This window comes from Sandarakinorhabdus sp. (assembly GCF_040398645.1).
Taxonomy (GTDB): Bacteria; Pseudomonadota; Alphaproteobacteria; order Sphingomonadales; family Sphingomonadaceae; genus Sandarakinorhabdus.
Window position 1 is genome coordinate 19,919 of record NZ_JBBATR010000008.1, and the last position, 14,105, is coordinate 34,023.

Here is a 14,105-nt window from a genome sequence, read left to right on the forward strand (position 1 = left end):
AGCGGGCTGAAATTTGCATGACCAGTTTCGGCCTGCTTCCCGAGGGCTTGCGCGATCGGCTGCCGCCGCAGGCGCAGGCGCTTGCCAGCCTGGTGCGCACCCTCACCGCCGTGTGCGCCAGCCACGGCTATGAACGTGTGGCGCCGCCGCTGGCCGAATATGAAACCAGCCTGGCCAGCGGTGAAGGCCGCGAAAGGCTGCGCTTTACCGATCCGGTCTCACAGCACACGCTGGCGCTGCGCAGTGACATGACCGGGCAGGTCGGCCGCATTGCCGTCACCCGGCTGGCGCAGGCCGCACGGCCGCTGCGGCTGATGTATGCCGGGCCGGTGCTGCGCGTGCGCGGCGATCAGCTCAGCCCCGAACGCGAACGCACCCAGGCCGGGGCCGAATTGATCGGCAGCGACGGCAGCGCCGCCGTGGCCGAGGTGCTGGCCGTGGCGATCGAAGCGCTGGCCGCCACCGGCCTGCCCGGCCTGAGTGTCGATCTGACCATGCCGTCGCTGGTCGCCGATCTTGCCGCCGCCGGCTGGCCGCTGGGTGATGCCAGCCTGGGCCAGGTGCAGGCGTGGCTGGACGGCAAGGATATCGGGGCGCTGCGCCGCGCCAGGGCCGATGCCTTTGTGCCGTTGATCGCGGCAGCCGGGCCAGCGCCCGCTGCAATCTCGGCATTGAAATTGCTTGATCTTCCAGCAGCGGTGGTCGCTCGGCTGGACGCGATTACGGCACTGGCGGCTGGCCTGCACGCGGTCAATGTCACGCTGGATCCCACCGAGCGCCACGGCTTTGAATATCAGACCTGGCTGGGCTTTTCGCTGTTTGGTGCCGGGCTGATGGCCGAGGTGGGCCGCGGCGGCGCCTATCTGGTGGCGCATCCAGATGGCCGCAGCGAAACCGCGGTGGGCTTTTCGCTGTATGTCGATGGCCTGGTTGATCTGGGCTTGGGCCAGGACCAGCCGCAGCGCCTGCTGCTGCCCGTCGGCACGCCGGTCAGTGATGGTGCGCAACTGCGCGCCGATGGCTGGATCACCGTGGCGGCGCTGTTGCCGGACGACAATGCCGCCGCGCTGCGCTGCAGCCATGTCTGGGACGGTCACGCTGTACAGCCGGCATGAGCTGGACCCTGCAATTCTGGTGCAACCGCGCCGATGCCGAAGCCTTCCCCCGCCTGCCAGATATGGCCGATCTTTTTGACGATCCGCCCAGCCTGAACGTTGAGGAGCCTGATCCGGCGCAACCCGATGCCTGGCTGTTCACCGCCTATTTCAATACCCAACCGGATGCGGCTGCCGTCGCGCTGATCACCGGCCTGTTCGCGTCGGCATCTGGCGTCACGGTCGCTGAATTGGCGGACGCCGATTGGACAACCATGTCGCAGCGCGGGCTGGAGCCCGTGCGCGCCGGGCGGTTTGTCGTGCACACCGCCAATCACCGCGATGCCGTTCGCCCCGGTGACTGGCCGCTGCAGATCGAGGCTGGATTGGCCTTTGGCACCGGCCAGCATGCCACCACCCACGGCTGCCTGGCGGCGATTGCCCGGCTTTCCAAGGCGCATCGTTACAGCAATATCGCTGATATCGGCACCGGCACCGGTGTGCTGGCCATGGCCGCCGTTCGTGCCAATCGCGCCGCGCGGGCCATCGCCAGCGACAATGATCCCATCGCCATCAGCGTCGCCGCCGAAAATCTGACGTTGAACCATTTTGCCGCAGGTGCATGCGCTGGGCGCATTGCTCTGGCGGTCGCAGCGGGTGTGCACGCGCCATCGCTGCGCCAGCGCGCGCCTTATGATCTGGTGCTGGCCAATATATTGGCCTGGCCGCTGATCGCCCTGGCGCGCGATTTGAGCGCAGTGATCGCGCCGGGCGGGCATCTGGTGCTTGCCGGTCTGCTCGATAGCCAGCAGCGCGCAGTGGCCAACGCCTATCGCCGGCACGGGATGATCCCGGCCGGCGCGATGGACCGGCGGGGCGAATGGCCCTGCCTGGTGCTGGTGCGCAAAACGCACTGATTTTGTAAGGAAATCCCCCTGTTCCAGCGCCCTAAAGCGCGTGGAACAGACGGGTGTCTACCGCTGCTGGAATCAAGCTCACACGGCGGCGACGCTTGATCATGCTGGGCAGGCTGCTGGTTGCAGGCTGGTTTTCACCGGCTGGCACAGCGCGCACCTGCGGCTCATATTCGGTCGGGATGACCTTCATGGCGATGCTCCTGTTGTTTCATCCAGGACCATTCCCGGCTGATGGAGCCTATTTATTCCGACTCAGTTTTTATGTGCAGTGCAGCAATACCGACCACAGACATGCGTTTTTTGCATGAAGATGTTCGGCTCATTCGGCCGTTAAGGTCGCCTCGACCAGCGCCAGCCAGCCATCCTCATCCAGCACGTCGATGCCCAGCGCCTGCGCTTTGGCCAGCTTGGACCCGGCACCCGGCCCGGCAACCAGCAGGCTGGTCTTGGCTGACACGCTGCCGGCCACTTTGGCGCCTAGCGCCTGCGCTTGCGCCTCGGCTGCTTCGCGGGTGAATTTGGCCAATGCGCCGGTGAAGACAATGGTTTTGCCGCTCAGGCCGGTTTGCAGCACTGGCGGCAATGGCCGCGGCGTCACCTGCGCCAGCAAATCGGCAACAGTGTCGAGGTTGTGCGGTTCGGCAAAGAAATCGATCAAGGCCTGCGCCACCACGGCGCCGATGCCGTTCACGGCGGTCAGCCGCGCAATGGCTGTCTCGTCCAGTGCTGCGGCCGCCACCGCTTCGGCGCTGCCAAAGGCTCGGGCCAGATCGCGCGCCGTCACTTCGCCTACATGGCGGATGCCCAGACCAAACAGGAACCGATCAAGGCTGACGCTGCGCCGGTCATCGACCGCCGCCAGCAGCTTGTCGACCGATTTGTCCTTGAAGCCGGGCAAGGCCAGCAGCGCGTCCCGCTGGCCGCGCAGCCGGAAGATATCGCCCGGCCCCTGGATCAGGCCTTCTGCTGCAAACAGCTCCAGCCGCTCCCCGCCCAGCCCTTCGATATCCAGCGCATTGCGGCTGACGAAATGGCGCAAACGTTCGTGGCGCTGTGCCGGACACGTGAGCCCGCCGGTGCAGCGGCGCACCGCGCCGTCTTCCTCGCGCACGGCCGCCGCGCCGCACACCGGGCAATGATCGGGCACGACAAAAGCCGCGCCGCGCACGCCATTGCCGGGCACCACGCACACCACCTGCGGGATCACGTCGCCCGCCCGCTGCACGCGCACCCTGTCCCCCACGCGCACATCCAGCCGGGCAATCTCATCCTCGTTGTGCAGCGTCGCGTTGGTCACAACCACGCCGCCCACGGTCACCGGGGCCAGCCGCGCCACCGGCGTCAGCGCGCCGGTACGGCCCACCTGGATATCGATGGCCTCCAGCCGGGTTTCGGCTTGCTCGGCGGCAAATTTGTGCGCCACCGCCCAGCGCGGTGCCCGTGCCACCTGCCCCAGCGATTCCTGCCAGTCCAGCCGCTCGACCTTGTAAACGACGCCGTCGATATCAAACGGCAGATCGGCGCGGCGCCGCTCCAGATCGGCAGTGAAGGCCAGGCAGTCATCGGTGCTGGCATTGCCGATCGCCAGGCTGCCGGTGTCAAAGCCCCAACCCGCAATCGCCGCCATCATCTCGCTTTGCGTCGCAGCGGGCAGCACGCTCATCTCACCCCAGCCGTGCACGATGAAGGCCAGCGGCCGGCTGGCGCTGATGCTCGGATCAAGCTGGCGCAGCGAGCCGGCCGCGGCATTGCGCGGGTTGGCAAAGATCTTGCCGCCGGCTTCGGCCTGGCGCGCATTCAGCGCGGCAAAGCCGGCCTTGCTCAGATAAACCTCACCGCGAATCTCGGTCACCGATGGCACACCGACGGGCAAATTGTGGCACAAACCTGTCACCGCGCGCAGATTTGGGGTCACCGATTCGCCAATTGCGCCATCACCGCGGGTCGATCCGTGGACCAGCCGGCCCTGTTCAAAGCGCAGCGCACACGACAGGCCATCGATCTTGGCTTCGGCGCGCAGCCGCACATCCGCATCATCCGGCAGGTTCAGAAACCGCCGCACCCGGGCCACAAACTCACGGGCTTCATCATCGCTGAACACATTGTCCAGGCTGAGCATGGGCCGCGAATGTATGATCTTGGCAAAGCCTGCTGCGGGCTTGGCGCCCACGCGCACTGATGGAGAATCGGCGCGCACCAGATGCGGAAATTGCGCCTCCAACGCGGTGTTGCGCTGCACCAGGGCATCATAGTCCGCGTCGCTGATTTCCGGCCTATCCTGTTGAAAATAGGCGGCAGTGTGCCGGGCAACCTGCTTGGCCAGATGCGCGAGTTCGGCGGCGGCCTCGCTGTCAGTTGTTGGCGGTGCGGCGGTCATGGCGCGGGTGTATCAGGGGGATTGGGGTTATTGAAGGGGGCGGCCGGCGGCGGAGCCGCCGAGTCCGCTTTTGGGTGTTGAGGAAGGAAAGGAAGAGCGCGGCGAAGCCGCGACGTCAGACGAGTCAAAGGAAGGCCGGCCTGTTGGGGCCGCCCTTCTTTGCTCGCTGGCCGATCTTGCCGGAGTCGGCGCGCAGGGTGCGCGCTCGCCCGGCTGCGATTAGAACCTGAAACCCACCATCGCGTTAAAGGTGCGGGGATCGCCAAAATACACCGTCTGGATATTGCCGACCGAAGAAAACTCTTGGCCATCAGTGCGATACAGCGCCTCGAACAGGTTCTTCACGCCGCCCTGCACATACCAGCCGCCCTTCGCATCGAAGCGCACAAAGGCGTTGGCCAGCCAATAGCCCGGCTCGGTCAGGCCAGGGCGATTGTCCACCGACAGGAAATGCTTGTCCACAAACCGTGCGTCGCCGCCCAGCGTGATGGTGCCGGCTTCGCCAACCGGGATGCGGTAATCGGTCGCAACCGTGAAAGTGATCGGCGGCGCAAACGGCGGCTGGCAGGTTACGCGCGCGCCGGTCGGGTTGCAGCTGAAGGTCGGCGCGCGTCGGCCATCGTTGAATTCGTCATAATTGGCATCAAGATAACCAAGGCTGGACCGGATGTTCCAAAACTTGGTTGGCTTGACGGTGGCTTCCAGTTCAACACCCCAGATCGACAGCTTGCCGGCGTTCAGCACCGGGAACGACGCAACTGATCCGCCGCCAACACGCGCCTGGAAATCACGGAAATCGCTGTAAAATACCGTACCGGCCAAATAGATGCGGCCATCCATGAAGCTGGCTTTGGTGCCGCCTTCATAGGTCCACACGGTTTCCGGCCGGAAGCTGGTGACGAGCGTGGGCACGCCGTTCACCGTCTGCGTCAGATCGGCAACGCCATTGGCGCGGCCATTGAAGCCGCCCGATTTGAAGCCGCGGCTGGCCGACACATAAATCTGGCTATTGGCACCCGGCTTCCAGGCCAAGGTCACACTGGGCGTCCAGGCGTCGAACTCGGCGGTGTTGTCCAGATTGAACGGCGCCGGCAAATTGCCCGGGAAGCGGAAGGCCAGGCCATTCAGGCCCGCAAAGCTGGAAACCGTGGTGGTGAACCGGTCATAGCTGCGTTCTTCGTGGGTGTAGCGCAGCCCGGTGGTCAGGCTGAGCGCATCGGTGAATTTGTAGCTGGCCTGACCAAAGGCGGCATAGCTTTTGGTGGTTTGATCATCGTTGATCAGCCGGGTGAACGGCAGGCCGAACAGATCATCGGCATAGGCTTCCTGCCGCGACTTGATGTTTTCATTCAGATAAAACAGCCCGACCACACCGGAAAAGCGATTGCTGTCCCACTTCAGTTGCAGTTCCTGGCTAAACTGGCGTTGATCGATGCCCACGAACACATCGCCCAATTCGGCTTCGCTGGCATCGATATCGATGAACAGATCCGGGTCCAGCTTGCGCCACGCCGTGATGCTGGAAACGGTGAAGCTGTCCGACAGTGTCCAGTTGGCGGTCAGGCTGACACCCCAATGATCCAGCCGCTGACCTTCGTTGCCGCGGAAACTGGTGGAGGCGCGGTAATCATAATCGCCATAAGGGTTGGGCACGATGGGGCGAATGCCGCCAAGCTGCGCGGTCGGATAGCCCAGCGTGAGTGCGTTGCGCTGGCGGTTGTAATCGCCGGACAGGAGCAGTTCCAGGCTGTCCACCGGCTTGGCGCGCAGGATCCCGCGCACCGTCACCGAATCGCGGTCATTATATTCGCGCCCGGTGCGCGGATCGGTGACCAGGCCATCACGCTTGTCATATTGTGCTGCCAGCGACAGTGCCATGCGGTCCGCGATGAGCGGTGCCGTGGCATAGCCGTTGAGCAGCAATTGATTGAAGCTGCCATACAGCGCCGAAGCTTCGACCCGGGCCGTGGTGTAATCCGGCTTGCGCGACACGATCGAAATCGCTCCGCCCGTGGTGTTCTTGCCATACAGCGTGCCTTGCGGGCCGCGCAGCACTTCGATGCGCTGCACATCGGCCAAGCCGAGCAGCGCGCCCTGAATGCGACTGAAATAGACGCCATCGACATAGATGCCGACAGCCGGATCAAAGGTTTGCAACGCATCGGGCTGACCAAGGCCGCGGATGAAGATGTTGGCGCTGGCTGCCGAACCGCGGCCCTGCACCAGATTCAGGTTTGGTGCGATGCCTTGCAGCGCCGACAGATCAACGGCTTGCAGCCGTGCCAGATCGGCCTGGCTGAAGGCGGTGACGGCCACGGGCACATCAATCAGGCGCTCATCGCGGCGGCGGGCGGACACGACGATTTCGGCCGTGCTGTCGCTTGCTGCAGCAGCGGCGGCTGTTTCAGGCGTCTGTTGGGCAGCAGCCGGCAAGGCAGCGATCAAGCTGACCGTGGCGAGCAGCAGGCGGCGTGAATGAGCGTGGAAGGTCATCTGGTCTTCTCCCCGGCAGGGCCTGACGGCCGCGCAGATTGCAGGGGCCGCCGGTCTTGTGAATGCTTGAGGAGTATAATACTGAAACATGAACCACTATTCAACTACGGGCTGCGCCAACTCACCTGCTTCCGGCCTGGTGAAAAGGGATTAAGGGCAAATAGTGACTGTTTCGCCACACCCCCACAGCACTGGCACTGGCACCGACAGCGGGCCCAGCGCCAGCACCGACAAGCGCCCGCGCACCAAGCGCGGCGAACGCACCTTGCGGCTGCTGCTGGATGCTGCTGCCGAGGAATTTGGCGTGCGCGGCTATTATGATGGCAGCATTGCCCGCATCGCCCAGCGTGCCGGCGTGGCCATCGGAAGTTTCTACACCTATTTCGACAGCAAGGAGGCGGTGTTTCGCGCGTTGGTCGCCGATATGAGCCGACAGGTGCGCGAGCATGTCGTGCCGCATATCCTGGCAGCGCCTGACCGATTGAGCGGCGAACGCGCCGGCATGGCGGCCTATCTGCAATTCGTGCGCACCCACAAGGCGCTATACCGAATAATCGATGAAAGCGCCTTTGTGGCCGAAGATGCCTATCGCCGCCATTATGTCGATGTTGCCCAAAGCTATGCCAGCAGCCTAGCCCAAGCCTTCGGACGCGGTGAGATCGCCGATGGCGATTGGCACGTGCGGGCATGGGCGATCATGGGCATGAATGTGTTTTTGGGGCTGAAGTTCGGCGTTTGGGATGACGGCCAACCGGTCGATGAGATTGCCGCTGCCGCCCATGACCTGATCGCCAACGGCTTGGCACCGCGCTGACCCAACCAGAATTTACGGCGTCGGCGCCCGGTTGCGCCACGGCCAGTTGGTGATGCCGCCCGCCCACAGCGCCAGCCACACCAGCACCGGCTGGGCTACCAGTCGCGGGCCATGATAGCCCCAGCCAAGCACCTGGCCTGACAACTCAATGCTTTCTACCGCGTGTTTGATATTGGCTGGAAACACGCAGACCGCATAGGCCGCCAGCCCCCACGCGGCGGCGCGGCGCAGGCGCGGGATCATCAACCCGATCGCACCGGAAATTTCCGCCGCGCCGGTCGCCAGCACAACTTCACGCGGATAGGGCACCCAATCGGGCATGATCGGCAAAAATCCTTGCGGGCTGCGCAAATGCACATAACCAACAAACGCATAGGCCAACGCCAGCAGCAGCCGCGCCAGTTGGCGGGGCCAACTGTTGCCGGCGGGCGCTGTCATCGCCCATCAGCGTCGGCCATCAGCGCGGCGGCAAGATCATTGTCGCGGCTGAGCCGCCGATCGGCCATGGTTTGCAGCATCAGCACCACCGCAAACTGCCGAACCTGATCGACCATGAACAAGGTGCCGGCAGCGCCGCCCCAGCCGTATGCCTCGGCCGGGCTGCCGGCTTTTGGCCCGGTTGCGCGCGTATCGAACAGCGTCACGCGCCCACCGGCGCCAAAGCCGTTGCGGGCTTCGAAGAACACGCCTTGCGGCATCAGATTGCTGGTGGCCAGCCGGGCGGTGCCGCGCGGCAGGATGGTCTTACCGCCATATTCGCCATTGTTAAGCAGCATCTGGCCAAAGCGGGCATAATCGCGCGCCGATCCGACCATGCCGCCGCCGCCGGACAGCAGGCGCGGCCGCGTGGTGAAGCCGTCCTTTTCCAGCACGGAAACCGGGATTGGATTGGTGAGCGGCGTGGTGGTGCCGGGGGCCGTCCAAAGATAATTGGCTGCCAGCCGGGCCGGGTCCTTCGCCCAGAAGCCGGTGTCGCGCATGCCGAGCGGGCCGAGCAATTGCTGTTCGAATACCTTGTCGAGCGTCAGGCCGGTCAGCCGTTCCAGCAGCGCGCCCGCCACATCGAGGCTGACGGAGTATTTCCACGCCGTGCCGGGATCGAGCGCCAGCGGCAGGCCAGCCAGCGAAGCGGCCATCACCTGCAAATCAGGCAAGGCGCCTTCACCGGGCTGCAGGAACGCCGGCACGCTGCCGGGCTGGATGCCCAGCCGCTTGTATTCCTGTTCCAGCGGGCCATTGCCGTTGATGCCGTATGAAAAGCCAGCGGTGTGCGTCAGCAGATGGCGCACGGTGATCGGCCGGGCAGCCTCCCGCGATTCCAGGCCCTTCGCGGGATCAACCAGCACGCGCATGGCCTTAAATTCCGGCAATACATCGGAAATCGGCTGATCCAGCCGCAATTCACCAGTGGCAACGCGCTGCATGATCGCCATGCCGGTGATCGGCTTGCTCATCGAATAAATGCGCCACAGCGTGTCTGGCGTCACCTTGGTGCTGCCGCCGAATGCCGTCACCCCGGCGGTAACAAACACGGGCGTCTGGCTGCCGGGCTCGACCAGCGCAACCACTGCGCCCGGCACACTGCCAGCCGTCACATAATTCTCGATCAGCGCCTGCACAGCATCATGGCGCAGCGCTACGGGCCGGCGCATCGGCAATTGCGCCGCTGCCGGGCCAGCCGCGGCAAGTGCAATGGCCGAGAGCAATTTGCGGCGATCAATGGTCAACATCGGTCAATATCCTTGCAGCAGCCGGGCAGCTTGCGCCCTAGCCTCTTGTGTTACATCCGCGCCCGACAACATGCGCGCAATTTCTTCCTGCCGTTCGGTGCCATTCAGCGGCACCAGCCGGGTGCGCGTGATGCCGCCGGCACTGGCCTTTTCGATGCGCCACTGGCTGTCACCGCGCGCCGCCACTTGCGGGCTGTGCGTCACCACCAGCACCTGCGCCTGGCGGGCCAGATGGGCCAGCCTGTCCCCGATCGCTGACGCCACCGCGCCGCCAACCCCGCGATCAATTTCGTCAAAAATCATAGTGCCCGCGCTCCCCGCACTGGCCAATGCCACCTTCAGCGCCAGGATAAACCGCGACAGTTCACCGCCGCTGGCAATTTTGATGAGCGGCGCAAAATCCGCGCCGGGATTGGTGGCAATCTCATATTCCGCGCGCTCTTGGCCGTCTGGCCCCCAATCTGTGTCCGGCAGCGGCGTAATCCGGGTGCGGAACCGTGCAGCATCCAGCTTCAGCGGCTTCAATTCGGCAGCAACAGCAGCGTCCAGCCCGGCTGCCGCCGCCAGCCGCGCCGCACTCAAGGCCTCAGCCGAACGCTTATAAGCGCCCTGCGCTTTGGTGGCAGCACCGTCCAGCCCGGCCAGGGCATCTTCGCCGGCCACCAGCGCAGCGGCGCGCTGCTGCATAGTTTGCGCCAGCGCCGGCAACGCATCGGCGGCCACCTTGTGCTTGCGGGCGGCAGCGCGCAGTTCGAACAGCCGGGTTTCCACCTCTTCCAGCCGAGCCGGATCGGCGCCCAGCGCCTGGGTTGCATCTGCCAACTGGGTTTCGGCCTCCCCGACTTCGACCAGCGCCCGGTCCAGCGCGGCCAGAGCGGCGGCCAGCAGCGGATGTTCACCAGCCATGCGGTCGATACGGCGGGCAGCAGTGGCCAAAGCCGCATCGCCGGCGCTCAACTGCCCCGCGGCAGCGGCCAGATCATCGGCCAATCGCACGCCCTTTTGCATCTCGGCACGGGCCAGCGCCAGTTCGGCTTCTTCACCCGGCTGCGCCGCCAGCGCGGTCAACTCAGCCACGGCATGCTCCAGCCATTCGCGGTCGCGCTGGTCGGCAGCCAGGCGGTCCCGCGCGACGCTGGCGGCGGCACGGGCCGCACGCCACGCATCCCAGGCGCTGCGCGTGGCAGCCAACGCGCCTGCATGGCCGCCGAAATTGTCCAGCAAGGTGCGGTGGCCGCGCGCGCTCAGCAAGCCGCGTTCGTCGTGCTGGCCGTGGATTTCGACCAGCAAGCTACCCAGTTCCTTGAGCAAGCTTGCCGACACCGGCTGATCATTGACAAACGCGCGGCTGCCGCCATCGGCCTTGAGCTGCCGGCGCAGGATGATCGCGCCGCTGCCATCACTGTCGCTCTCCAGGCCATTTTCGGCCAGCAGCGCCCGCGCCGCATGATCGGCCGGCACATCAAATTCCGCCACCACCCGCGCCGCATCACAGCCGGCGCGAACCAGCCCAGCGTCGGCGCGATTGCCCAGCACCAATCCCAGCGCATCGAGCAGGATGGATTTGCCGGCGCCGGTTTCCCCGGTCAGCACAGCAAGGCCCGCTGCCACTTCGATGGCCAAGGCCTCGATCAGCACGACATTCTGGATGGCAAGCGCAGTCAGCACGTGCTTGTGTTAGCCGATTGGCCGGGATTGGCGCGAGCCCATAATTCAACGATGCTCGCCGCTGCACTGGCTTTCCTGCCGCTAAACCACCGCAAGAGCGCTGCAATATCGGGGCTAATTGGGCCAAAACCAATCCCTGCTTGCAACCAGACGAAATTCCCCTATACGGCGCTCCTTCGTTCGTCGTCTGACGCGCACCTGATCCGGCTGGTACTCTAGTCGCACAATCAATGGCGGGTGCGCACCAGGGGACTGCACAATTGCTGTTTTACCAATGGATACAGGTGCCTCATGGCCGTTCCCAAGCGCAAGACCTCACCTTCACGCCGCAACATGCGCCGCAGCCACCACGCCTTGACGGCCGTGCAGTTCCAGGAATGTTCGAACTGCGGTGAGCTGAAACTGCCGCACAACCTGTGCGGCGCTTGCGGCCATTACAACGGCCGCGAAGTTGTCGCTGTCGAAGCCTGATCAAAGACCAGACCCAGGCAGCGCTGGCCAGTCAAGATCGTATGACAGGCCAGCCCCACGCGCCAGGCGGCCCGGTTGTCGCGTTGGACGTGATGAGCGGCGAAGCGGGCGTTGCCGAGGCTGTCGCTGCCGCTGACATCGCAGCGGAACGCTATCCGCGCCTGAGCTTTCTGCTGCACGGCCGCGAGCCTGATATTGCAGCACAATTGCTGCGCTGGCCGCGCCTGGCAGGGCGCGCTCGCATCATTCACAGCGACGATATCGTGGTGATGACCGACAAACCGGCGCACGCGCTGCGCCGGGCGCGCACCACATCGATGGGCATGGCCATCGATGCCGTGAAACGCGGCGATGCCCATGCCGCCGTGTCGGCTGGCAACACCGGCGCCCTGATGGCGATGGCGCTGTTTGGCCTGCGCACCATGCCAGGCATCGATCGCCCGGCGCTGGCGGCCTTGCTGCCCACCATGAAATCCGAATCGGTGATGCTCGATCTAGGTGCCAACACCGACTGCGATGCAACCAATCTGGTGCAGTTTGCCGTGATGGGCGCCGCCTTTGCGCGCACGGTGCTGGGGCTGGAGCGGCCGCGCGTTGGCTTGCTCAATATCGGCGAAGAGGAATTGAAAGGCACGGGCGAGATTCGCAAGGCCGCCGCCACGCTGCGCGCTGCCGCATTGCCGATGGAGTTCGTCGGCTTTGTCGAAGGTGACAAGATCGGCACCGGCGATATCGATGTGGTGGTCACCGATGGCTTTACCGGCAATGTCGCGTTGAAAACTGCTGAAGGCACCAGTCGGCTGGTGACCGGCCTGCTCGGCAATGCCTTTCGCTCGTCCATCTGGGGAAAGCTGGGCTATTTCATCGCGCGCGGCGCGCTGCAATCGCTGCGTGCGCATCTCGATCCCAACGCGCACAATGGTGCGGTGTTTCTGGGCCTGAATGGCCTTGTGGTAAAAAGCCACGGCGGTGCCAATGCCCGCGGACTGGCCAACGCCATCGGCGTGGCGCATGATCTGATAATCGACGATGTGAGCCGCCGGATCAGCGCCGATCTGGCTGAAATCGTCATGGCGCGTGACAATCAACCGGAGCCTAACGCAGCGTGACCAAACGTCGGTCTGTCATCATCGGCACCGGCAGCTATCTGCCTCAAACCGTGCTCAGCAACGATGATCTGGCGGCGCGGCTCGATACATCGGATGCGTGGATCGTCGAACGCACCGGCATTTGCAGCCGCCATGTTGCCGCCCCAGGTGAATTCACGTCCGATCTGGGTGCGGAGGCGGCGCGGCGCGCCCTGGCGGCCGCCGGCTGCACGCCGGCCGATATCGATCTGATCGTGGTGGCCACAGCCACGCCGGATCAGACATTTCCAGCCGTTGCCACGGTGATTCAGCACAAGCTGGGCATGACACATGGCGCGGCCTTTGATGTTGCGGCGGTCTGTTCGGGGTTTTTGTACGCGCTCACGGTTGCCGATGCCTTGCTCGCTAGCGGCGGCTATGGCCGGGCGCTGGTGATTGGCGCCGAAACCATGACACGCCTGCTGGATTGGGACGATCGCACCACGGCCGTGCTGTTCGGCGACGGAGCCGGCGCTGTCGTGCTGGAAGCCCAGATGCAGCCGGGCAGCGCAGCGGATCGCGGCGTGCTGGCCAGCCGGCTGCACAGCGACGGCCGCTACAATGATCTTTTGCATGTCGATGGCGGGCCAAGCTCCACGGGAACCACCGGCCATCTGCGCATGAAGGGCCGAGAAGTGTTCCGCCACGCCGTGGTCAATCTGGCCAGCGTGATGGGCGAAGTGCTTGAAGCGGCGGGCCTTACGGCAGCCGATGTGACCTGGCTGGTGCCGCATCAGGCCAATCTGCGCATCCTGGAGGCCACCGCCCGCAAGCTGAATTTGCCGGCCGATCGCGTGGTGATCACGGTCGATCGCCACGCCAACACCTCGGCGGCTTCAGTGCCGCTGGCGCTGGATGCCGCCGTGCGCGATGGCCGAATCCAGCCCGGCGATCTGGTGCTGCTGGAGGCAATGGGCGGCGGGTTCACCTGGGGCGCAGCGGCCGTGCGCTGGTGATTGCCGCAGTGTGATTGCCCCATGCGGCAGCCTGCGGCAAAATGACTGGCGAATCGCAAAAACCTGCGTAGAATTAGTGATTAACGTGACTGCAATGCAGCAGTTGATTTTACATTCACGGTATTTGTGACGATGGGGGAAAACATGAACAGCATTACTGCGGCAGGCAGCGTGACCAGAGCCGATCTGGCGGATTCAGTGCACCGAGAAATCGGCCTGTCACGCACCGAATCGGCCGATCTGGTCGAACAGGTGCTGGAACAGGTCAGCGTTTCGTTGGTTGCCGGCCAGAATGTCAAAATCTCCAGCTTTGGCAGTTTCGTGTTGCGCGAAAAGGGCCTGCGCGTCGGCCGCAACCCCAAAACCGGCGTGGAAGTGCCAATCGAACCGCGCACCGTGTTGACCTTCCGGCCCAGCCAGTTGCTGCGCGAAGCCATCAACCAGGATTGATCGCACCT

The 14,105-nt window shown here is 64.6% G+C and carries 13 protein-coding genes; 7 read left to right on the forward strand and 6 right to left on the reverse strand.

The genetic code is table 11. From position 1 onward, the window contains the following. Positions 1 to 17: 17 nt before the first annotated feature. Together ABWP50_RS03335 and ABWP50_RS03340 are read left to right on the forward strand one after the other, a co-directional pair. Entirely contained in the window at positions 18 to 1,115 is a 1,098-nt protein-coding gene (locus tag ABWP50_RS03335; protein ID WP_502950968.1) for an ATP phosphoribosyltransferase regulatory subunit, read from the forward strand. Continuing rightward, the gene (locus ABWP50_RS03340) at positions 1,112 to 2,011 is read left to right on the forward strand and encodes a 50S ribosomal protein L11 methyltransferase (RefSeq protein WP_353216570.1); all 900 of its coding nucleotides are present in this window, start codon (positions 1,112 to 1,114) and stop codon (positions 2,009 to 2,011) included. Before ABWP50_RS03335 ends, ABWP50_RS03340 begins: the two co-directional genes overlap by 4 nt. 31 nt (positions 2,012 to 2,042) lie before the next feature. On the opposite strand, the gene ABWP50_RS03345 is transcribed toward ABWP50_RS03340, so the two are convergent. From ABWP50_RS03345 to ABWP50_RS03355, 3 genes are all read right to left on the reverse strand, one after another. Continuing rightward, positions 2,043 to 2,201, reverse strand: a complete 159-nt coding sequence (locus ABWP50_RS03345; RefSeq protein ID WP_353216571.1) for a hypothetical protein — start codon at positions 2,199 to 2,201, stop codon at positions 2,043 to 2,045. Positions 2,202 to 2,330: 129 nt separating this feature from the next. Continuing rightward, positions 2,331 to 4,388: an NAD-dependent DNA ligase LigA gene (gene ligA / locus ABWP50_RS03350; RefSeq protein ID WP_353216572.1), complete on the reverse strand. Its 2,058-nt coding sequence runs from the start codon at positions 4,386 to 4,388 to the stop codon at positions 2,331 to 2,333. 219 nt (positions 4,389 to 4,607) lie between these two features. Then, positions 4,608 to 6,881, reverse strand: coding sequence for a TonB-dependent receptor (locus ABWP50_RS03355; protein ID WP_353216573.1), 2,274 nt, complete (start codon positions 6,879 to 6,881; stop codon positions 4,608 to 4,610). A gap of 163 nt (positions 6,882 to 7,044) precedes the next feature. Here ABWP50_RS03355 and ABWP50_RS03360 point away from each other — a divergent pair, with 163 nt between their 5' ends. Continuing rightward, entirely contained in the window at positions 7,045 to 7,695 is a 651-nt protein-coding gene (locus ABWP50_RS03360) for a TetR/AcrR family transcriptional regulator (RefSeq protein WP_353216574.1), read from the forward strand. Positions 7,696 to 7,707: 12 nt separating this feature from the next. Here the strand turns inward: ABWP50_RS03360 and ABWP50_RS03365 are convergent, their stop codons facing one another. From ABWP50_RS03365 to recN, 3 genes are read right to left on the reverse strand one after another with little or no spacing between them, the layout of a single operon-like run. Then, positions 7,708 to 8,133: a DoxX family protein gene (locus ABWP50_RS03365; protein ID WP_353216575.1), complete on the reverse strand. Its 426-nt coding sequence runs from the start codon at positions 8,131 to 8,133 to the stop codon at positions 7,708 to 7,710. Continuing rightward, entirely contained in the window at positions 8,130 to 9,425 is a 1,296-nt protein-coding gene (locus tag ABWP50_RS03370) for a serine hydrolase domain-containing protein (RefSeq protein WP_353216576.1), read from the reverse strand. Before ABWP50_RS03370 ends, ABWP50_RS03365 begins: the two co-directional genes overlap by 4 nt. 3 nt (positions 9,426 to 9,428) lie before the next feature. After that, positions 9,429 to 11,093 carry a DNA repair protein RecN gene (gene recN / locus ABWP50_RS03375; protein WP_353216577.1) on the reverse strand — a complete coding sequence of 555 codons (1,665 nt, stop codon included), beginning with the start codon at positions 11,091 to 11,093 and terminating at the stop codon, positions 9,429 to 9,431. A 291-nt stretch (positions 11,094 to 11,384) separates the two neighbouring features. Here recN and rpmF point away from each other — a divergent pair, with 291 nt between their 5' ends. From rpmF to ABWP50_RS03395, 4 genes are all read left to right on the forward strand, one after another. Next, positions 11,385 to 11,564 (forward strand): 50S ribosomal protein L32, encoded by a 180-nt coding sequence (gene rpmF, locus ABWP50_RS03380; RefSeq protein ID WP_353216578.1) that lies wholly within the window; start codon positions 11,385 to 11,387, stop codon positions 11,562 to 11,564. A gap of 41 nt (positions 11,565 to 11,605) precedes the next feature. Beyond that, positions 11,606 to 12,673 (forward strand): phosphate acyltransferase PlsX, encoded by a 1,068-nt coding sequence (gene plsX / locus ABWP50_RS03385; protein ID WP_353216579.1) that lies wholly within the window; start codon positions 11,606 to 11,608, stop codon positions 12,671 to 12,673. Continuing rightward, a complete protein-coding gene (locus ABWP50_RS03390; protein WP_353216580.1) occupies positions 12,670 to 13,647 on the forward strand; it encodes a beta-ketoacyl-ACP synthase III in 978 nt (325 codons plus the stop codon). The genes plsX and ABWP50_RS03390 overlap by 4 nt, the downstream gene beginning before the upstream one ends. 153 nt (positions 13,648 to 13,800) lie before the next feature. Further along, positions 13,801 to 14,097: an integration host factor subunit alpha gene (locus ABWP50_RS03395; protein ID WP_353216616.1), complete on the forward strand. Its 297-nt coding sequence runs from the start codon at positions 13,801 to 13,803 to the stop codon at positions 14,095 to 14,097. Positions 14,098 to 14,105: the final 8 nt, after the last annotated feature.